Source organism: Nonomuraea spiralis (assembly GCF_014648435.1).
Taxonomy (GTDB): Bacteria; Actinomycetota; Actinomycetes; order Streptosporangiales; family Streptosporangiaceae; genus Nonomuraea; species Nonomuraea spiralis.
Map to the genome: position 1 here is coordinate 381,137 of NZ_BMRC01000006.1, position 19,988 is coordinate 401,124.

Annotated in this window: 17 protein-coding genes; 2 read left to right on the plus strand and 15 right to left on the minus strand. The window is 72.4% G+C overall.

Annotated elements, in window-relative coordinates; all coding sequences use genetic code 11:
* Nucleotides 1-7: 7 nt before the first annotated feature.
* The 6 genes from IEZ27_RS17635 to IEZ27_RS17660 form a co-directional block, all read right to left on the minus strand.
* On the minus strand, nt 8-1,057 hold the full coding sequence (locus IEZ27_RS17635; RefSeq protein ID WP_189648193.1) for a threonine aldolase family protein: 1,050 nt from the start codon (nt 1,055-1,057) through the stop codon (nt 8-10).
* Nucleotides 1,054-1,683 (minus strand): SDR family NAD(P)-dependent oxidoreductase, encoded by a 630-nt coding sequence (locus IEZ27_RS17640; RefSeq protein ID WP_189648194.1) that lies wholly within the window; start codon nt 1,681-1,683, stop codon nt 1,054-1,056. The genes IEZ27_RS17635 and IEZ27_RS17640 overlap by 4 nt, the downstream gene beginning before the upstream one ends.
* On the minus strand, nt 1,680-3,743 hold the full coding sequence (locus IEZ27_RS17645; RefSeq protein WP_189648195.1) for a DUF6421 family protein: 2,064 nt from the start codon (nt 3,741-3,743) through the stop codon (nt 1,680-1,682). Before IEZ27_RS17645 ends, IEZ27_RS17640 begins: the two co-directional genes overlap by 4 nt.
* A 70-nt stretch (nt 3,744-3,813) precedes the next feature.
* Nucleotides 3,814-4,470 carry a response regulator gene (locus IEZ27_RS17650; RefSeq protein ID WP_189648196.1) on the minus strand — a complete coding sequence of 219 codons (657 nt, stop codon included), beginning with the start codon at nt 4,468-4,470 and terminating at the stop codon, nt 3,814-3,816.
* A 70-nt stretch (nt 4,471-4,540) separates the two neighbouring features.
* Entirely contained in the window at nt 4,541-6,241 is a 1,701-nt protein-coding gene (locus IEZ27_RS17655) for a serine/threonine protein kinase (RefSeq protein WP_189648340.1), read from the minus strand.
* Nucleotides 6,241-7,716, minus strand: a complete 1,476-nt coding sequence (locus tag IEZ27_RS17660; RefSeq protein WP_189648197.1) for a zinc ribbon domain-containing protein — start codon at nt 7,714-7,716, stop codon at nt 6,241-6,243. Before IEZ27_RS17660 ends, IEZ27_RS17655 begins: the two co-directional genes overlap by 1 nt.
* A gap of 102 nt (nt 7,717-7,818) precedes the next feature.
* Here IEZ27_RS17660 and IEZ27_RS17665 point away from each other — a divergent pair, with 102 nt between their 5' ends.
* Both IEZ27_RS17665 and IEZ27_RS17670 read left to right on the plus strand, forming a co-directional pair.
* Nucleotides 7,819-9,813 carry a hydantoinase/oxoprolinase family protein gene (locus IEZ27_RS17665; protein ID WP_189648198.1) on the plus strand — a complete coding sequence of 665 codons (1,995 nt, stop codon included), beginning with the start codon at nt 7,819-7,821 and terminating at the stop codon, nt 9,811-9,813.
* Entirely contained in the window at nt 9,810-11,495 is a 1,686-nt protein-coding gene (locus tag IEZ27_RS17670; protein WP_189648199.1) for a hydantoinase B/oxoprolinase family protein, read from the plus strand. Before IEZ27_RS17665 ends, IEZ27_RS17670 begins: the two co-directional genes overlap by 4 nt.
* Here IEZ27_RS17670 and IEZ27_RS17675 read toward each other — a convergent pair.
* The 9 genes from IEZ27_RS17675 to IEZ27_RS17715 form a co-directional block, all read right to left on the minus strand.
* Nucleotides 11,479-12,168, minus strand: a complete 690-nt coding sequence (locus IEZ27_RS17675; RefSeq protein ID WP_189648200.1) for an adenosylcobinamide amidohydrolase — start codon at nt 12,166-12,168, stop codon at nt 11,479-11,481. The two genes, IEZ27_RS17670 and IEZ27_RS17675, sit on opposite strands and share 17 nt — an antisense overlap.
* The gene (locus tag IEZ27_RS17680) at nt 12,165-12,941 is read right to left on the minus strand and encodes an ABC transporter ATP-binding protein (protein ID WP_189648201.1); all 777 of its coding nucleotides are present in this window, start codon (nt 12,939-12,941) and stop codon (nt 12,165-12,167) included. The genes IEZ27_RS17675 and IEZ27_RS17680 overlap by 4 nt, the downstream gene beginning before the upstream one ends.
* The gene (locus IEZ27_RS17685; RefSeq protein WP_189648202.1) at nt 12,938-13,975 is read right to left on the minus strand and encodes a FecCD family ABC transporter permease; all 1,038 of its coding nucleotides are present in this window, start codon (nt 13,973-13,975) and stop codon (nt 12,938-12,940) included. The genes IEZ27_RS17680 and IEZ27_RS17685 overlap by 4 nt, the downstream gene beginning before the upstream one ends.
* A 1-nt stretch (nt 13,976) precedes the next feature.
* On the minus strand, nt 13,977-14,933 hold the full coding sequence (locus IEZ27_RS17690; protein ID WP_189648203.1) for an ABC transporter substrate-binding protein: 957 nt from the start codon (nt 14,931-14,933) through the stop codon (nt 13,977-13,979).
* A gap of 253 nt (nt 14,934-15,186) precedes the next feature.
* Nucleotides 15,187-16,044: a Gfo/Idh/MocA family protein gene (locus IEZ27_RS17695; RefSeq protein ID WP_189648204.1), complete on the minus strand. Its 858-nt coding sequence runs from the start codon at nt 16,042-16,044 to the stop codon at nt 15,187-15,189.
* A 168-nt stretch (nt 16,045-16,212) separates the two neighbouring features.
* Complete coding sequence (locus IEZ27_RS17700; RefSeq protein WP_189648205.1) at nt 16,213-17,064, minus strand: SDR family NAD(P)-dependent oxidoreductase; 852 nt, start codon at nt 17,062-17,064, stop codon at nt 16,213-16,215.
* Nucleotides 17,061-18,254 carry a cytochrome P450 gene (locus IEZ27_RS17705; protein ID WP_189648206.1) on the minus strand — a complete coding sequence of 398 codons (1,194 nt, stop codon included), beginning with the start codon at nt 18,252-18,254 and terminating at the stop codon, nt 17,061-17,063. The genes IEZ27_RS17700 and IEZ27_RS17705 overlap by 4 nt, the downstream gene beginning before the upstream one ends.
* Complete coding sequence (locus tag IEZ27_RS17710) at nt 18,251-19,207, minus strand: phosphotriesterase family protein (protein WP_229824071.1); 957 nt, start codon at nt 19,205-19,207, stop codon at nt 18,251-18,253. The genes IEZ27_RS17705 and IEZ27_RS17710 overlap by 4 nt, the downstream gene beginning before the upstream one ends.
* A complete protein-coding gene (locus IEZ27_RS17715; RefSeq protein ID WP_125630983.1) occupies nt 19,192-19,959 on the minus strand; it encodes a phytanoyl-CoA dioxygenase family protein in 768 nt (255 codons plus the stop codon). Before IEZ27_RS17715 ends, IEZ27_RS17710 begins: the two co-directional genes overlap by 16 nt.
* Between the last annotated feature and the right edge of the window lie 29 nt (nt 19,960-19,988).

Here is a 19,988-nt window from a genome sequence, read left to right on the forward strand (position 1 = left end):
CCTCAGGTCAGGCTCGCATCTCCTCGGCGACCGCCGCCGCGAACGCGTCCACGTCGGCCTCGGTGGTGTCGAAGGCGCACATCCAGCGCACCTCGCCGGTCGCCTCGTTCCAGGTGTAGAAGCGGAAGCGTTTCTGCAGCCGCTCGGTCACGTCCTTGGGCAGGATCGCGAAGACCGCGTTGGCCTCCACGGGCCGGGGCAGCGTGACGCCCGGGATGCGCGACACGGCCTCGGCCAGCCGCCGCCCCATGGCGTTGGCCTGCCGCGCGTTGCGCAACCACAGGTCGCCCGACAGCAGCGCCTCGAACTGGGCCGAGACGAACCGCATCTTGGACGACAACTGCATGAACGTCTTGCGGATGTAGTCGACGCCGGTGGCCGCCGACGGGTTGAGCACCACGACGGCCTCGCCGTACAGCAGGCCGATCTTGGTGCCGCCGAAGGAGAGCACGTCGACCCCCGCGTCGGTGGTCAGCGCCCGCATCGGGACGTCCAGCGCGGCGGCCGCGTTGGTCAGGCGCGAGCCGTCGAGGTGGACGAGCAGGCCGAGATCGTGCGCGTGGGCGCAGATCGCCGCGATCTCCTCGGGCGTGTAGAGGGTGCCCCACTCGGTGGTGTTGGAGATGGACACCACCTTGGGCTGGGCCCGGTGCACGTCCCCGAAGCCCCACGCCTGGCGGTCGATCAGCTCGGGGGTGAGCTTGCCGTCGGGCGTGGGCACGGTGAGCAGCTTGATGCCGCCCGCCACCTCGGGGGCGCCGCCCTCGTCGGTGTGGATGTGGGCGCTCTCCGCGCAGATGACCGCCTCCCAGTGGGCGGTCATCGAGCGCAGCGAGACGACGTTCGCCGCCGTGCCGTTGAAGACCGGCCAGACCTGCGCCGAGTCGCCGAAGTGCCGCTGGAAGACCTGGCGCAGCGCCTCGGTGTAGACGTCGTCGCCGTAGGCGATCTGGTGACCGCCGTTGGCCTGGACGATGGCCTGGAGGATCTCGGGGTGCACGCCGGCGTAGTTGTCGCTGGCGAACGCCTTGAGCTGGGGGTCGTGCCGGGGGATCAAGAAGTGAGGTCCAATCGGGTGCCGTTGATGTCTGCGGCGGGACGGTCGTAGAGACCGGCGATCGCCTCGGCCAGGTCGCCGACGTCGGTGAAACCGGCGAACCTCGCCTCGGGCTTCGCGGCCCGCATCGCGTCGTTGACCAGGGCCTTCACCACCAGGATGACCGCCGCCGCGTCGGTGCCCGACAGCGCGTCGGCCAGGGAGAGCGTCCACGCCTCCGAGGCCGCCTTGGCCGCCGCGTAGGCCGCACCGCCCGCGGTCGGGCGCTCGGCGGCCTTGGCCGAGACGATCACGAACCGGCCGTTGTCGCTCTTGCGCAGCAGCGGCTCGAAGGCCAGCGACACGTGCTGGAGCGTACGGATCAGCAGGTCGTGCAGGTCGTCCCAGTCCTCCAGGCGGGTGTCGGCGAAGGTGCGCGAGCCGCGCCAGCCGCCGACCAGGTGGACCACACCGTCCACACGGCCGTGCTCGGCGTCGATCCGCGCGGCCAGATCCTGTACGGCCGCGCGGTCGAGCAGATCGACGTCCTGCTTGTCGACACCGATCACGGTGTGACCCTGCTTGCGGAAGTGCTCGGAGACTGCCTCTCCGGTGGGGCCGCCGGCCCCCGTCACCAGGATGATCATGCGCGGATCCCCTTAGTCGAATCGACCACGTCCGTCAGCTTACGGCGCAGGGCCTCGTAGAACATGCTGAGCGGGAACTCGTCCGGCAGCACCGCGTCCACCTTGGCCTTCTGCTCCTCCGGCAGCGCCTGGACGCCCTTGGCCCACACCGAGCCAGGGGCCGGCGGGACGTACGCGCTGACCAGTTCGTGCGCGGCCAGCCAGTGGGCCAGCTTGGACCGGTCGATGCTGTCGCGGTACAACTTCTCGACCTCGCCCCGCAGGTCGGCCACGCCGTCGGCGACGCGCTCCCAGTCGATCGTGAGGCGGTTGTCGGTCCAGCGCACGATGTCGTTGCGGTGCAGGTAGGCGAAGAGCAGCTGGCCGCCGAGCCCGTCGTAGTTGCGCACCCGGTCACCGGTGACCGGGAACCGGAACAGCCGGTCGAACAGGATCGCGAGCTGCACGTACCGGGCGTGCGGGACGCCCTTGCCCTCCAGCTCCACGGCCTCGCCGAACGCGGTCAGGTCGCAGCGCAGCTCCTCCAGCGAGTACAGCCAGTACGGCATCCGCTGCTTGATCATGAACGGGTCGAACGGCAGGTCGCCGTGGCTGTGCGTACGGTCGTGGATCAGGTCCCACAACACGAACGTGTCCTGGGCGAGCTGCTGGGAGTCCAGCAGCCGGGCGGCGTCCGGCGGCAGGTCGAGCCGCAGCGTGGCGGCGGCGGCCGCCGAGACCCGGCGGAACCTGGCCGACTCGCGGTCGGCGAAGATGCCGCCCCAGGTGAAGCGCTCGGGCGTCGTCCGGACGGCGACCGTCTCGGGGAACAACACGGCCGAGTGGGTCTCGTAGCCGGAGGTGAAGTCCTCGAACGCGATCGGCACGAACATCGGGTTGTCGTAGCCGCCCGCCTCCAGCCGGGCCAGCCAGTCGGGCCAGATCGTCCGGATCCAGACGGCCTCGATGTTGCGGGTGAGGTTGCCGTTCTGGGTGTACATGGGGAACACGACGACGTGCTCCAGGCCGTCCACGCGCTGGGTGTCGGGGTGGAAGAGGTTCAGGGCGTCCAGGAAGTCGGGCACGCCGAGGTCCTGCTCGACCCACGCGGCCAGGTCGTTCTGGACGGCCTGGAGGTACGCGGCGTCATGGGCGAAATAAGGCGAAATTTCGCCCACGCAGCGGCCGATCTCGGCGACCAGCGCCTTGGCCCGCTCCTTCTCCTCCGGCACCGAGCCGTCCTTGACCTGCAGCGGCCGCAGCTCCTCCACGGCCGCCTTGAGCCGGGCGAACAGGGCGGCCTTGGCCTCGTCCCGGGTTCCGGCGGCCTCGTCACCGCCGGGTACTCGGGCGGCCCAGGTGACCACGTTGCCCCACAGGGTGCGGTGGTCGTAGTCCTCGATCGAGTCGTCGCCGAACAGGTCGGAGTCGGCGAACACGACGACCCGGCCCTTGCCGTGCCGCAGTACGACGGCCAGCGGCGCGCCCGCCGGGTCGGCGGTGGCCGAGGTGGCGAACAGGACCGTTCCATGCTCGGGCGCGGTCAGCACGCCGGAGCGGTAGAAGCAGGCCCGCTGCACACCGGCCAGCACGCCGTCGCCCGTGGCGCGCTCGGCGAGCACCCAGGTGGCGACCTCGCGATGGGCGTTCCTCGGGTCGCGCACGGTGGTGTGGCCGACGCCGACGCCGAAGCGGGCGAGCAGGTCGGCGAGGTTGTTGCCGTACTTGTCCTGCTCCTCCTCGGCCAGCACCACGAGCCCGCCGCCCTCGGCCACGAACGACTCGACCGCGTCCAGCTCGGCGGCGGCGAAGACCGGGCTGCCCTGGCCGGTGGTGCGCTCCCACCGGTCGCCCGACGGGTGGGCGATCACCAGGACGTCATGGGCGGACAGCGTCTCGTGCGTGAGAGCGCCCTCGGTGTGGGCGAGCACCTCGTGCCCCAGATGGCGCAGCGCGCCGGCGGCGCGCGCGTAGCTGTTGTCGTCGGGATGGGCGGGATTGATGGTCTCGGCGACCTCGCGGCGGATGGTCCACGACTCGCTGTGGGCCTCGTCGAACAGCACCCGGGGGAACGATGGCATGAAATATCTCCTGTTACTACCGCCTTCTCACGGAAAATATACACATAGATACCCCCCTATCCGTCAAACCTCAGGCGTCTCCTGGACGCACAACCCCTGATTCGTAGGCGAAGACGACCGCCTGGGCGCGGTCGCGCAGGCACAGTTTCATCAGCACCCTGGCCACGTGCGTCTTGACCGTGGCCTCGCCGACGTACAGGTCCCTGGCGATCTCGGCGTTCGTCAGGCCCCGGGCCAGCAGCCGCAGCACCTCCAGCTCGCGCGGCGTCAGCTCGGCCAGCATGGGCGAGGGCGTGGGGTCGGCGCGCCCGGCGAAGGTGGCGATGACCCGGCTGGTCACGGCCGGGTCGAGCAGCGCGTCGCCGGCGTGCACCACCCTGATCGCCTCCAGGAGCTGCTCGGGCGGCGACACCTTCAGCAGGAACCCGCTGGTGCCGGCGCGCAGCGCGGCGTAGAGGTTCTCGTCGGTGTCGAACGTGGTCAGCGTGATGACCTTGGGCGGCGACGGCGTGTCGAGCAGTTCCTTGGCCGCCGCCAGCCCGTCGAGCCGGGGCATGGAGATGTCCATGAGGACGATGTCCGGTCTCGTGCGCCGGGCCACCGCGATGGCCTCACGCCCGTCGCCGGCCTCGCCGACGACCTCCATGCCGGGGTCGCTCTCGACGACCATGCGCAGCCCGGCCCTGACCATCGCCTGGTCGTCGGCGATGACGATTCGAATGCCCACACGCGGAGGGTAGACGCCGGATGCCCGGCTTGAACACCCAGGTCAAGCCGGGCACAAGTCAGTTACAAGTCTACGAGGGCCGCACGCTCTGCCGCACGCGCGTCTGGACGGCGTCGTCGCAGGTGTTCTTGGCGCAGAAGTACATCACGAGCATGGTCTTGGGCTGCCGGTCGATCACGTAGCTGACGAAACCGAGCCGGGTGCCGCTCGCCGGGTCGTGCAGCGCGCCGTCGAAGCGGGTGGCCGGGCTGTTGCCCGCCTGGTCCTGGACCGGCTTGCCCAGGTCCACCTGGCCGGGCAGCAGGTTGTCCATCTTGCTCTTCATCTGCTCGGAGTCGCCGCCCGCGTCCAGGGTGTCGGAGACCTGGACGTACACGCCCGTGGCGCTGTCGGGGTCGTCGGCGACGATCTGGGAGACCGCCGACCAGTCGGCGCCGGGACCGGCCACGAACAGGGACTCGAACTCGGTGGCGTGCGGCGAGGCCAGCGCGAACAGGTCCTGGTGGGTGCGCGCGGTCCAGTCGCCCGGGTACTCGAAGGTGAGCGGCGCGGCGGCGCTGGCGGCGTAGCGGGACCAGGTGTCGCCGCGGTGGTTGAAGATGATCATCGCGACCAGGGCCAGCGCGGCCACGGCGGCCACGAGCGTGACGGCCACGATCGGCAGCCGTCCGGGGCGTTTCGCCGGCGCCGAGGGCTGGGTGGGCGCCCCCTGCGGATGCCCGCCCAGTGCCGCGTGCGGCCCCGAGGGCCGCCCCAGGCCGCGCGGGCCCGTCTGCGGCACTCCGTACGGGATCTGCCGCGCTCCCGTCTGTGGGGCCGCCTGAGGGCCGGTACGGGGCCCTGTGGACGGGCCTGTGTGCGGACCCGTGGGCGGGACGGCGTGCGGGATCAGGTGGGGGCCGGAGGAAGGCCCGCCGCCGGGCCCGGCCTCCTGGTCGCTGATCGCGTCGCGCAGCGCGGTCACGAACTCGGTGCAGGTGGCGTAGCGCTCCTCGGGCGCCTTGGCCAGCGCCCGCGTCATCACGACGTCCACCTGCGGCGGCAGTTCCGGTCGTAGCTGCGACAGCGGCGCGGGGTGCTCGGCCAGGTGCGCCCACAGCAGCGCGATGTCGTTCTCCCGCTGGAACGGCAGCCGCGCGCTCAGCGCCTCGTAGACCACGCAGGCCAGCGCGTACTGGTCGCACCGGCCGTCGATGTGCTCCTTGTTGATCTGCTCGGGCGACATGTACCTCGGCGTGCCGATGAACTGGTCGGTCTGGGTCAGCCCGGAGATCGACGAGCGGTGCTTGGTGATGCCGAAGTCGGTGAGGTAGACGTGGTCGCCGGCCAGCAGGATGTTGGCCGGTTTCACGTCGCGGTGGATCAGGTCGTGGGCGTGCGCGGCGTCGAGCGCGGCGGCCGTCTGGGCGAAGATCTGGTTGGCCTGGGCGAGCGGCAGCGGCCCCCGGTCGTAGATGAGCCGGCGCAGGTCGAGGCCGTCGACGTAGCGCATGGCGATGTACAGGACGCCGTCGGCGTCGGCGTTGGCCTCGTAGATGGGGATGATGTTGGGGTGCTCGATGCTGGCGACGGTCCTCGACTCCAGGATGAACCGCTGCCGGAACCTGTCGTCGACGGAGAGCACCGGGTTGAGGATCTTCAACGCCACGCGGCGGCTGAGCCGGGGGTCGAGCGCCAGGTAGACGACGGCCATGCCGCCCTTGCCGACGATGTCCTCGATGTAGTACCCGGCCACCTCCTGGCCGATGAGCGATCTGTCGTTCAATTGCATCACGTCTCGATGGGATGGCCGCAGTAGCCGCAGAAACGATGGGCCGGGCCGAGCCTCATCCCGCACGAGGTGCAGTACTTGACCGGCGGGGAGTCGGGGGCGGTCATCACCTGCTGCTGCTGGGCGGCCACCTGGAACGGCTGCGAGCGCCGTACGACGACGGTCTGGCTCGCGCCCTCGTCGAACGGCCCGGCCGCCGGAAGGGGTTGTGGCAGCTCGATCGGTTTCTCCGGCGCGCGCCGCCGCCACAACAGGTACGCCCCGCCGCCCGCGGCGAGGAACAGCACCCCGGCCGCCAGCAGGAACGGCCACAACGGCGTGGACCGCGACGGGGGCGCCGCCACCTGTTTGGTGCCCTGGTCCTCGGGCCCGCCGCGCTTGGCCAGCGACGTCTTCAGCAGGTTGGCGGCCACCACGTTGCCGGGATAGAGCTCCAGCACACGCTGGAAGCCCGGCGCCGCCTCCGTGTAGTACTTGGTGTGGTAGCGGGTCAGCGCCGCCTCGAAGGCGGTGTCGATCGCGCCCCTGCGCGGCGCGACCTTGGCCGCGGCCAGGGTGGCGGTGATCTCCCTGACGCCCAGCATGGTGGCTTCCTTGCCGCCGCCGATGAGCATGCCGATGACGTGCCCGTCCTTGTCGCCGATCACCGGCGCCCCGGCCAGACCCTGGTCGGCCAGCGCGCCCAGCTTGACCGGCTCGTCGACCTTCTTCTCCGGGTCGGCGAACGGCCTGCCGGTCGCGCCGGCCTGGCCGCCCTTGGACAGGTGGGCGATCTGCACGGTCTCCTGGACTTTCGGGCCCGGCCGGCCGAGGAAGCCGGCCACGTTGGTCGGCGAGCCCTCCTGCTCGGGCACCTTGTCGGCGAGCGGCGCGGTGGGCACGCCGACGCCGCCGGAGGCGGGGGTGAGCGGGATCAGCACGGCGGGGGTGTCGGGGGTCTTGCCGGCCTTGATGCACTTGTACTTCAGGCCGGTCTCGCTGGCCGGCGAGACGTTGGGGAACACCGTGATGTCGGTGGTGACGTCGATGATGCAGGTGGCGGTGCTGGTCTTCGGCGGGTAGCACTCCTGGAGGTGGTGGTTGAGCTGGTCGTCCTTGAGCGTGTGCTTCTCGTAGTCCAGCGGGATCTTGACCTTGTGGTGCTCGGCGAAGATCTTGTTGGCGGCGTACACGGCGACGTCGTCCGGGTTGACCGCGTTGCGTCTGAGCGTGACGACGTCACCCTCGGGGTTGACGACCGTCCCGGTGCCCGACGCGAACGGGATGTCGTAGGAGCGCTCCACGTGTTTGAGCTCGCCGATGTGGTCGAGCAGGGTGATCTCGACGTGGGACACCGCCTCCACGCGCACCACGGCGGGGGTCACCAGATCGGTGATGCCGCTGGGATGGTTGTGCGCCGCGGCGGGGATCGAGGGGATCGCGAGCAGCACGAGCAGCGCCGCCACGCCGCCCGCCAGAGCTGTGATGCGCGCCATCTTTGCTCCAAACACTGAATAGGTCCAGGTTCCCAATCAGATGCGGTAAGTCAAGAGATCGATACATAGACAAGCGCTTGCTCGGGGCCTTAACGTACCGGGATGGGGTACGCGATCGGCGTCGATGTCGGCGGCACCTTCACTGACGTGGTCCTGAGCGGCCCGGACGGCGTCGCCGCCGTGGCCAAGTGTTTGAGCACCCACGACGACCCCATCGCCGGCATAGTCACCGGTGTTACTCGCGTGCTCGGATCCGCGGACCCCGCGCGGGTCACCCGGGTCGTGCACGCCACCACGCTGGCCACCAACGCGGTGCTCGAACGTACGGGCGCGCGGGTGGCGTTCGTGACCACCCGGGGCTTCCGCGCCGTCGTCCCGCTCGGCCGCTACGCCCGCGTGGAGGAGGACCGGTACGACCTGCGCTTCACGCCGCCCCCTCCCCCGGTCGCACCCGGCGACTGCTTCGAGGTGGACGAGCGCGTCTCGGCCCGCGGCGACGTGCTGACCCCCCTCGACCCCGCCTCGGTACGGCGGGCCGCGGCGGAGATCGCCCGGCGCGACATCACCTCGGCGGCCGTCTGCCTGCTGCACTCCTACGCCGAGCCCGCCCACGAACGGCAGGTGGCGGCGATCCTGCGCGAACGCGTGCCGCACGTGGTGGCCTCCTGCGAGATCTGGCCGGAGATCCGCGAGTACGAGCGCGCCACCACGACCATCATGTCCGCCTACATCGGCCCGCTGATGGCCTCCTACCTGTCCCGCCTGCGCGAATGCCTGGCCGCGATCGGGATCCACGCCCCCGTCCACGTCATGGAGTCGGGCGGCGGGGTGATCTCGGCCGAGCTGGCCGCCGGACGCGCCGTGGCCGCCATCGAGTCGGGACCGGCCGCCGGGGTGCTGGCGGCGGCGGGCACCGGGCTGCCGGACGTGATCTCCTTCGACATGGGCGGCACGACGGCCAAGGCGTGCGTGGTGCGCGGAGGCCGTCCGGAGATCACCCACGAGTTCCACGTGGGCGGCAAGGGCAGCTTCGGCGGGCGGCGCGCGGGCACCGGCGTGCCGATCAAGACGCCCGCCATCGACCTGGCCGAGGTCGGCGCGGGCGGGGGCAGCATCGCGTGGCTGGACCCGGCGGGCGCGCTGCGCGTGGGCCCGCGCTCGGCGGGCTCCTCCCCCGGCCCCGCCTGCTACGGGCTCGGCGGCGGCGACCCCACCGTCACGGACGCGAACCTCGTGCTCGGCTACCTCTCCTCGGCCTCGATCCCGCTCTCCGCGCCGCTCGCGGCCAAGGCCCTGGACCGGCTCGCCGGGCCGCTCGGGGTGTCGCGGGAGGCGGCGGCGCACGCCGTGCACGAGATCGTGAGCGCCGCCATGGCCTCGGCCGTGCACGTGGTGACGGTCCAGCGCGGGATCGACCCGCGCGGGTTCGCACTGGTGGCGTTCGGGGGCGCGGGGCCGATGCACGCGGCCGGGGTGGCACGGCGGTTCGGGATCACGACGGTGGTGGTGCCGGCGTACTGCGGGGTGGCCTCGGCGGCGGGGCTGCTGGCGGGGGCGCTGTCGACGGACCGGGTGTTGTCGCGGCTGGACGCGGGCGACCCGGAAGGGATCTTCGCCGGGCTGGCCGCCGAGGCCGCCGCCGACCTCGGGGTCCCGGAGGTGCGGGTGGCGCGGTCGGTGGACGTGCGGTTCAGGGGCCAGTCGCACGAGCTGACAGTGGAGTGGTCGGAGTCACGGGAAGAGCTTGAGTCCCGATTCTTCGCGAAATATGCGCAGGTGTACGGGATCGCGCAGCAAGGGGAGATCGAGCTGGTCAGCTACCGCGTCCGCGTCACCGACGCCTCCGCGCCCGCCGTCCCCGCCACCCCGCCGCCCGCCACGGGCGCGCGGGCAGGGATACCCGGGCGGAGGAGGGCGTACTTCCCCGAGGCCGGGGGGTACGCCGACGTCCCCGTGCACACCCGGGCCACGCTGGATCACGTGGCCGGCCCGGCGATCGTCGAGGACGCCGAGTCCACGATCGTCGTCCCGCCCGGCTGGCACGCCGCGCCCGGCGCCGCCGGAGCCGTGCTCCTGACCGGGGACGGCGCCGCGTGAACGACTCGCTGACCGCCGAGGTGCTCAGGAACGCGCTGGTCGTGGCCGCCGAGGAGGCCGGCATCGTGGTGGTGCGCTCGGCGTGGTCGACGTTCGTCGTGGAGGGCTCCGACGCCTCGGCGGCCGTCCTGGACGCCGGGGGCCGCCTGATCGCGCAGTCCATGGCCACCACGCTGATGAACAGCATGGCCCTGAAGGTGGCCCTGCCCGAGCTGCTGAAGGACTTCCCGCCGCACACCATGCGGCCCGGCGAGGCGTACGCGCTCAACGACGCCTACCGGGGCGGCGTGCACACCAACGACCTGCTGGTCTACCGGCCGGTGTTCGCCGGCGGCGTCCCGGCGTACTTCACCGCGACCATGATCCACGTCTCCGACCTCGGCGGGCTGTCGGCCGGCGGCATGGCCCCGCTGGCCACCGACGTCTTCCTCGAAGGGCTCCAGCTCCCGCCGGTCCGCCTGGCCACCCGGGACGGACTCGAACCGGCCGTCGAGGCCATCCTGCGGGCCAACAGCCGTACACCCGACAAGGTGATGGGCGACGTACGGGCGCTGGTGGCCGGGACGGCGGTGGCCGCCGCCCGCCTGGAGTCCCTGATGGCCGAGCACGGCGAGGACGGGCTGGCCGCGGGCGTCGAGGACTACCTCGACCACACCGAGACCCGGACCCGCGCGGCGCTGGCCGAGCTGCCCCGGGGGCGGTTCGAGGCGTCGTACCCGATCGACGACGACGGCGTGCGTCCCGGCGTGGCCCATCACGTCCGCGTCGCCGTGACGCTCGGCGGCGACGCGGCCGTACTCGACTTCACCGGCACCGGGCCGCAGGTGCCCGCCGCGATCAACGCCTCGGCGTCGCAGTCGCTCGCCGCGGCCGTCTTCGCGGTGCGCTGCTTCCTCGATCCCACGATCCCGATGAACGACGGCTGCCTGCGCGCGATCGAGGTCGTCCTGCCGGAGGGCTCCCTGCTGAACGCCCGCTCCCCCCACCCCTGCGGCGGCCGGTACGTCCCCATCTACGCCGCCATGGAGGCCGTGTTCCAGGCGCTGGGTGACGCGGTGCCGGAACGGGCGATCGCGGCGAGCGGGATCCTGCAGCCGTTCTCGATCGCGGCGGTGGGGGCGCCGTACTGGATCCATCTGTCCTACGACTTCGGCGGGGTCGGCGCCCGGCCCGGCCTGGACGGTCCCGACGCGACGGGCGTGCACTTCGGCATCGGCCGCAACTCGGTGCCGCAGGCCGAGCCGGTGGAGAGCCGCTGCCCGCTGATCGTGGAGTCCATCGGCACGATCCCCGACTCCGGCGGCCCCGGCCGCTTCAGGGGCGGGCTCGGCTCGCGTACGGTCTACCGCTTCCTGGCCGACTGCCACGTCACCACCCGCGGCGACCGCCTCCGCCTGCCGCCCCCGGGCCGGGACGGCGGCCTGCCCGGCCGCGTGGGCGGCTTCCACCGGCGTCACCTGGACGGGCGGATGGAACGCCTGGCCTCGAAGGTGAACAACGTACGGTTCGCGGCGGGCGAGGCGTTCGTCGTGGAGACGACGGGCGGCGGCGGCCTCGGCCCCCCGTCCGAACGGGACCCGGCGGCGATCCTGGCCGACCTGGAGTCGGGCCACGTCACCCCGCGCGGCGCGTACGAGGACTACGGCTTCGAGGCCGCGGGGCCGGTCAGTCCGGCCGGATGACCCCGTCGGGGCCGTCCCCGCCGGAGGGACGGGCGCCCGGGTAGTCGCCGGGACGCCACGCCTCGGCGCCGCGGCGGACGGCGGCGTGGACGGCGCGGGCCGCGCGGGCTCCCCACTCCGAGCGCGGGCCGCCGAAGAGCTCCTCGGGCCCGTGGTCCGGGACCACCGCGCAGACGGCGTCCGAGGCCGTGCCCGTGCCGGGGAAACCGGCCTCCAGCAGCGCCTGGGTCTTGGCCTCCGTGACGGTCATGACCAGGTTCACCAGGGCGGCGTCGGTCATGGCCACGGGCAGGACGGTCACGATGTTGACGGTGCCGACCTTCATGGGGGCGAGCTCGGGGTCGGCGGCGCCCTCCGGGGCGGCGGCCCAGGTGGGGACGCGCAGCCCGACGGTGGCCACGGCCTCGGCTCCCCCGTCGGCGGCCCGGACGTACCGGTCGACCGAGGCGGCGGTCAGCATGCCGACGCCGGGTCCGGACGGGCCCAGCGAGATCAGGTGGTCGACCGGGTCCATCCGCGCGTAACCGGCGACCACCTGGGCGTTCAGCACCCACTCGCGGGGGCCGATGCCGCCGCCGAGCATGGCCGAGGAGATCATGCGGAAGCCCGGCCCGAACTCCCACAGCAGGGAGCCCAGCCGGGTGCCCTCCTCCACGCGATAGGTCAGTTTCACGTTCCCCCTCGTACCAGGTGGACCACGGGCCGGCCGTCCGGGCCCGGCTCGATCTTGACACGGGCGTCGAAGTGCCGTCCGATCAGGGACTCGGTGAGCACCTGGTCGGGACGGCCCGCGGCGGCGGCGCGGCCGTCGGCCAGCAGCATGAGGGAGTCGGCGTACAGGCCGGCGACGGTCAGGTCGTGCAGGGTGGTGACGACGGTCAGGCCGTCGGCGCGCCTGAGCCGGTCGACGAGTTCGAGCACCTGCTGCTGGTGGCCGAGGTCGAGCGCGGTGGTGGGCTCGTCGAGCAGCAGCACGGGGGCCTGCTGGGCCAGAGCCCTGGCCAGCACGACGCGCTGGCGCTCGCCGCCGGACAACTCGCCGACGCGGCGTCCGGCGAAGGAGGTCAGGTCCAGCCGGTCGAGCACGGACGCGGTCACCTCGCGGTCGTGCCGGCTCTCCCGTCCCAGATAGGGGATGTACGGCGTGCGCCCCAGCAGCGCGTAGTCGAAGACCGTCATGTCGGGCGGCAGGGCGGGCGCCTGCGGGGCGTAGGCCAGCAGCCTGGCGCGCTCGCGGGGCTTGAGCCCGGCGGCGGGCCGCTCGTCCACGACGACGTCGCCCCGGTGCGGGGTGACGGCGCCGACGACGGTCTTGAGCAGCGTGGACTTGCCCGCGCCGTTGGGCCCGATGATCGCCAGCCATTCGCCGCGCCGTACGCGCAGGTCGACGCCGGTCAGCACGTCACGCTCGCCGAGGCGCACCGACAGGGCCCGCGCGCCGATCACGTGGCGACCCGCCGGGTCATGCGCAGCACGCCGACGAAGAACGGCGCCCCGACGAACATCGTGACGACGCCGATGGGCAACTCCGCCGGCGCGATCACGGTACGGGCGATGAGGTCGGCCAGCACGAGGAACGCCGCGCCGCCGATCAGCGACAGCGGCAGCACGATCCGGTACGAGCTGCCCGCCAGCCGCCGGACCACGTGCGGCACGACCACGCCGACGAACCCGATCAGCCCGCTCACCGCGACCGCCGACGCGGTGGCCAGGGAGGCGGCCACGAGCACGGTCAGGCGCACCCGGCCGGCGCGTACGCCGAGGCTGCCGGCCTCCTCGTCGCCGACGCTGAGCACGTCCAGCATCCGGCCGTGCAGGAGGAGCAGCGTGGCCGAGACGACGGCGTACGGCAGGACCAGCGTGAGCTGGTCCCACCCGCCGCCGACGTCGCCGAGTATCCAGGAGTAGATGCGCTCCAGCTGCTCGACCTTGAGCTGCTGGACGAACGTCTGGATCGCGGTCAGGAACGACGTCACCGCGACCCCGGCCAGCACCAGCGTCGCGGTGCCGCCGCCGGAGCGGCCGGCCGCGTTGCCCAGCGTGTACGCCAGGAACACCCCGCCCACCGCCCCCGCGAAGGCGGCGACGGGGATGCTCGCGCTCGTCCCCGGCAGCAGCACGATGGCCAGCGTCGTGGCCAGCCCGGCGCCGGAGGCGGCCCCCAGCAGGTACGGGTCGGCCAGCGGGTTGCGGAACACGCCCTGGTACCCGGCCCCGGCCATGGCCAGCAGCCCGCCCACGACCGCGGCGACGAGCACTCTGGGCAGGCGCAGCTCGTACAGCAGGCCCTGCTCGACCGGCGCGAGGCCCGAGTCGGCCGAGACGAACGGCAGCCAGTCCACCACCTGGAGGACCACCTGCCACGGCGAGATGTCCGCCGCGCCGCCGAGCAGCCCGGCGACCATCGTGACGGCCAGCAGGACGAGGGCGCCCGCCACCCAGACCGGCCGCGCCCGCGACGGCTGCGCCTTGCCCGTCACGTCAGCCCGCGCCGCCGGCCTTGGCCACGGCCGCGCCGATCGCCTGGGCCAGGTCGACGACGCGCGGCCCCCAGCGGGAGGCGAGGTCGTCGTCGAGCTGGATCACCTGGTCGTTCTTGACGGCCGAGAGGTTCTTCCAGCCGGGCCGCTTGGCCAGCGTCTCCTTGCTCTGCTGACAACACTTGACGTCGGCCAGGAAGATCAGCCCGGGGTCGGACTGGGCGACGAACTCGGCCGACAGCTTGGGGTAGCCGCCCGCCGCGTCCGGGGCCTTGTCGGCGATGTTGGTCAGGCCGAACATGGCGTAGACCTGGCCGATGAACGTCCCGGACGTGGCGGCGTACGGCGTCTGGTCGAGCTCGTGGTAGTAGGTGAGCTTCTTGTCCTTGGGGGCTTCGGCGGCCAGTTTGTCCAGGGCCGACTTCATGCCGGAGACGACCTCGTCGGCCTTGGCCTTGTTGCCGGTGGCCGCGCCGATCTCGGCGATCTCCTCGTACGCCTCGTCCAGCTTGGTCGCGGCCGGTTCGAGCAGGACGGGGACGTTCACCTTGGCCAGCTCGGCCACGATCTTGTCCTGGTCGTTGGAGAGGATGACCAGGTCGGGCTTCTTGGCGACGATGGCCTCGACGTTCGGCTTGAAGCCGGACAGGTCGCTCTTGGGGGCCTCGGGCGGGTAGTTCGACTGGTCGTCCACCGCGACGACCTGGGGGCCCGCGCCGATCGCGAACAGCGTCTCGGTGTGGGTGGCCGAGAGCGAGATGATGCGCTCCGGCTTCTTGGCCAGGGTGACCTGGCCGTTTCCGGCCTCGACGGTGACCGGGAAGTCCCCGGTGCTCGCCGCCGCGGCGGTCTGGGCGGGGGATTCGGAGGGGGCGACATTGGCGCCGGTCTGGCCACATCCGGCCAGGACGAGCGTTCCCAGCAGCGCGCCCGCGAAGGCCGTGCGTACGGGCCTCACGAGTAGTCCTTTCACACTGTCGGAACCGAGAGACCCGCGATGAGCGACGGATCACCCTTTTCCACGAGGGTTGATGACGTCGGCGCAGAGGCAGGCGACCTGGCTATGACAGTTGCGGGACAGCGCCGGATTCGCACCGGACTTCGCTGCAGCACTGCGCGTCGGACAAACGTTATCAATCCCCCGGAAATCCTCAACGTCAAGGGGGCCGGACCTCAAGAGACGAGCCAGACCTCAGGGGGCGGGCCTGGCCTCAGGAGGCGAGCTGGGCCTCCGCCTCGGCGATGATCTCCTGGAGCCGGAGGCCGTGCGCCGCGTCGAGCGGATGGCCGCCGCCGCGCCGGACGGTCCTCGCGAACTCCTCCGCCACCGTCTCCAGGGGGTCCTCGTCGCCGGGCAGCAGGACGGCGTTGCCGGTCCGGCCGTACACCTCGACGGTCGAGGGCGGCAGGTCGCCGACGGCCGCCATGCACAGGGACGCCTCGCTGACCGCGCCGCCCTCGTGCTCCAGCAGCAGGCCGGTCCAGCCGAGCGGATGGCCGTGCGCGCGCACGCCGGTGATCCGGCCGAGCGCGGCGTCCAGCAGGTCGATCACGTGCGGGCCCACGTCGAGCAGCGCGCCGCGTTCCAGCCGCCAGGGGGTGGCGAACGGGTGGTCGCCGAGCAGCGCGCCGGAGATGTTGGCGGCGTGCCCGCCGAACGGCTGGATCTCGGCGCAGCGGGCCAGGAAGGTGCGGGTGGGGGTGGCGTAGCGCAGGGTGAGCATCATCTGCGAGGGCACGCCCGACTCCGCGACGGCCTCGGCCACCCGCATGGCGCCCGCCACCGAGTCGGCGAGCGGCTTCTCCAGCAGCAGCGCCTTGCCGGCATGGGCGGCGCGGACGGCCAGCTCGGCCTGTACGCCGGGCGGCACGCAGAAGGCGACGGCCTCGCAGGCGTCGAACAGCTCCTCGACGCGCTCGTACACGGGGGCGCCGAGCCTGGCGGCCTGCTCGGGGCGGCGGGCCCAGACACCGGCGAGCCTGGTGTGGGGGCCCCTGGCCAGCATCGGCGCGTGCGCCATCTCCGCCCAGGGCCCCGCCCCGATCAGACCGACAGCGACAGGCTCCATACATCCCCCTTGGTCCGCTTGCTGCCACCGACCCTAAATCCCCCCTCCCGCCCGCGCCCCACCGCCCCACACCCAGATGTACGGAGGGCACTCGGGGCACGCTCAGGCACCGGACCGGTCGATGGCATGTCCGGGGCGGCGGACGAGGGGCCGCCGGCCCCGACATCGTCAGGGGCGGGAGCGGTGGATGGCGTGTTCGGGGCGGTGGGTCAGGGTGCCGCTGTCGAGGGCGACGGTCTGGCCGGTGATGCAGCGGGACTCGGAAGAGGCCAGGAAGGCCACCAGGTCGGCCACGTCGCCGGGGACGCAGGGCCAGGGCAGGAGGCGTTCGGCGGCCTTGTCGGCGAGTTGCCGCGGGCCGAGGGCGCGCTCGGCGGCGGCGGTCATGACGAGGGCTGGGGCGACGGCGTTGCAGCGGATGCCGCGCGCGCCGTACATCGTGGCGACGTAGCGGGTGAAGCCGATCAGGGCCGCCTTCGAGGTGCCGTACGCGGCGTGGTCCACGTCCCCGGTCAGGCCCGACACCGAGGACGTCAGGACGATCGCGCCCCCGTCCGGCATCACCGGGATCACGTGCTTGACCAGGAGCATCGCGCCGCGCAGGTTGACCTCCATCGTACGGTCCCAGACGGCCGCGTCCATGGCGGCCAGGTCGCGGTCGCGGCCGTAGACGTCGCGGTCGAGGCAGGCGGCGTTGGAGTGCAGCACGTCCACGCGCCCGAAGGAGGCGACCAGCTCGGCCACCGACTCCTCCACCTGCTTCTCGTCCGATACGTCGCAGGTCAGCGCCATGGCGGTGCCGCCGTGGGCCCGGACGGCGGCGGCCGTGGCACGGGCGCTCGCCGCGCGCAGGTCGAGCACGCCCACGCAGGCGCCCTCGGCGGCCAGCCGCGCCGCGCACGCCGCGCCGATCCCGGACCCCGCCCCCGTCACCAGCGCCACCCGCCCGTCGAACCGCCCCTCGGACCGCCCGTCGAACCGCCCATCGGACCGTCCGGACGCGGCCGTGCCGTACGTCACCACTCCACCTCCAGCGCGCTCAGCCCGCGCCCCACGAGCGACCTGCGGTAGGCGACGGGCGCGTCCGGGACGAGCCGCAGCCCCGGCAGGCGCCGGCCGAGTACGTCGAGCGCGGTGCGCAGTTGGAGACGGCCGAGCGCGGCGCCGACGCAGAAGTGGATGCCGTACCCGAAGACCAGGTGGTCGGCGGCGTTGGGACGGTCGATGCGGAAACGTTCGGGATCGGGGAAGACGGTCTCGTCGTGCCCGGCGGAGTCGGTGGACAGCAGGACGAGCGAGCCCGCCGGGATCGTCACTCCGTGCAGGGACACGTCCGCGACGGCGTGCCGGAACGAGCCCAGCGAGGCGCCGTCGATGCGCATGCACTCCTCGACCGCGCCCGGGACCAGCGCGGGCGGCACCGGCCAGGCGTCCTCGCGCAGCAGCCGCAGGACGCTGTTGCCGAGCTGGTTCGGGACGGTGTCGTTGCCGCCGAGCAGGATCGTGGAGATCAGTTCGACGACCTCCCGGTGGGTCAGCTCGTCGCCGATCAGCGAGGTCATCAGGGACGTGAAGTCGTCCTGGGGATCCTTGGCGCGGGCGGCCACCAGGCGGTCGACGTAGTCGAGGTAGGCCAGGAAGCTGTCGGCCAGCTCAAGCTGGCGGGCGGGCGGCTGCGGCGACAGGAACAACATGAACCAGTCCTTGACGTGCGCCTGCACGAACGCCTCGTCGGCCTCGGGCACGCCGATGAAACGCGCGGTCAGCTTGATCGACGGCTCGTGCCCGATCTCGCCGACGAAGTCGGCCCGGCCCCGGGGGGCGACCCGGTCGAGGACGTCCTCGTTCAGCCGTCTGAAGCGTTCCTCCATGGCGGCGACCGCCCGGGGCGTGAATGCCCTGGAGACCGAGCGGCGCAGGCGGGTGTGGTCGGGCGGGTCCACGTTGGCCACGAAGCTGGACAGGAACGAGCCGTGCTCCCCCAGCTTGGCGCGGGTCTCCGGGGTGAGGCTGCGGGAGATCGTCAGGGAGCCCTCCGAGGAGAGGCGTCCCGGGTCGCCGTACGCGGCGCGCACGTCGGCGTGGCGGGTCAGCACGTACGCGCCCAGGTGCTCGCTGCGGAACACCGGCCGCTCGGCGCGCAGCCGGCGCAGGAAGTCGTACGGCGCGGCGACGTGCCAGTCGGAGTCGACGTCGAAGTCCTCGGTCATCGGAAGATCCTCCGGGGGTTGCCGACGAGCATCTGGTGGAGCTGGTCGCCGGTGACGCCGCGCCTGCGCAGTTCGGGCACGACGTCGCGGGAGATGTGGAGGAGGTGGTAGTTCGGGTGCCGCCGCCGTACGACGTCGGCGTCGAATCGGTCGTTAAAACAGTAAGAATCGTGACCTAACACCATTTTTCCGGCGTGACCGCGTTCGCACATCGCGGCCACCACCGCCACTCGGTCCTCGAACGGGCTGATCGTCTCGATGCCGAACCGGTCCATGCCCAGGTATGAGCCGTTCGCCACCAGTTCCTCCAGGTAGGCGAGGTCCGTCGAGTCGCCCGCGTGCCCGATGACCACCCGTTCCAGGTCCACGCCGAGCGAGCCGAGCAGCCGCTGCTGCTCCAGCCCGCCCCTGGACGCGCTGTGCGAGTGCGTGGTGATCGGCACGCCGGTGGCCAGGTGGGCCTCGGCCACGGCCCGGAACACCCGCTCACAGCCCTTGGTCATCCCCAGGTGGTCGGAGGCGCACTTGAGCATGGCCGCCTTCACGCCGGTCCGCCCGATCCCCTCGGCGATGTCGCGGACGAAGAACTCGGCCAGCCGGTCCGGGCCGCCGAACAGCGACCCCGGCCCCCGGTTGCCGAAGTACGGCGGCAGCGCGTCGTAGGTGTAGAGCCCGGTGGCGGCCACGATGTTCACGCCGGTCAGCTCGGCCACCCGCTGGACGGCGGGGACGTACCGGCCGAGACCCACGACGGTCAGGTCGACGACGGTGTCCACGCCCTCGGCCTTGAGCGCGTCGAGCTTGGCCGCCGCCTCCCGCGCCCGCCTCTCCAGGTCCCAGCCCTCCGGCACGTCCGGCCAGTTCCAAAGGATCTCCGGGCTGAGCCCGAACACGTGCTCGTGCATCAGCGTCGCCCCGAGGTCGGCGACCGGTCCCCTCACGGTCTCAGGCACGGGAACCTCTCGTGCTCGAAGGGCCGGTTGACCTCCAGCCCGAGCCCGTCGGTCTGCCGGTACGGCAGCCCGGTGTAGAGGGCGTCGGCGTCGAAGTAGGTGACGGTGAACGACAGGCGGTCGCCGTCGCGGCGGTTGGCGGGCGCGCCGTGCACGGTGAGCGCGTGGTGCACGGTCGCGTCCCCGGCCTTGAGGTCCAGGGGCGGCGACAACTCCAGCCGCTCGATCCAGGGATGCTGGCTGAGCTGGTCGTCCCCGGCGCGGGTGAAGCTGCGCCCGAGCAGGCCGCAGCGGTGGGAGCCGCTGTAGAAGCGCAGCGCCCCCATGTCGGCGGGCACGTCGGCCAGCGCCAGCCACACGGTCAGCATGGCCGAACGGTCCATGGGCATCCACGGGAAGTCCTGGTGGAACTCGGTGGCGCCGTGCTCGCCCGGCTCCTTGACCAGCAGGTTGGTGACCTGTACGCGCACGGCCCGCACCCCGCCCAGCAGCCGTACGGCGTTGCGGCCCATGGCCGGGCTGGTGCTGAGCGCGCCGAACAGCGCGTCCTCGGCGGCGATGTCGCGTGACTGGCCGAACGCCTGGTCGACCAGTGTCTCCCTGGCCCGGCTCCGGGCCCGCAGGCGCTCGCGCGCCCGTTCGCGCAGCGCGGCCACCGCGCCGGGATCGACCAGCCGGTCCAGGCGGACCCAGCCGTGCTCGCCGAAGAACGCCACCTCGTCGTCCGTCGCCTGGCGTACCGGGATCTCCATGGCGACCAGTCTGCCACTCCAAGCAAGCG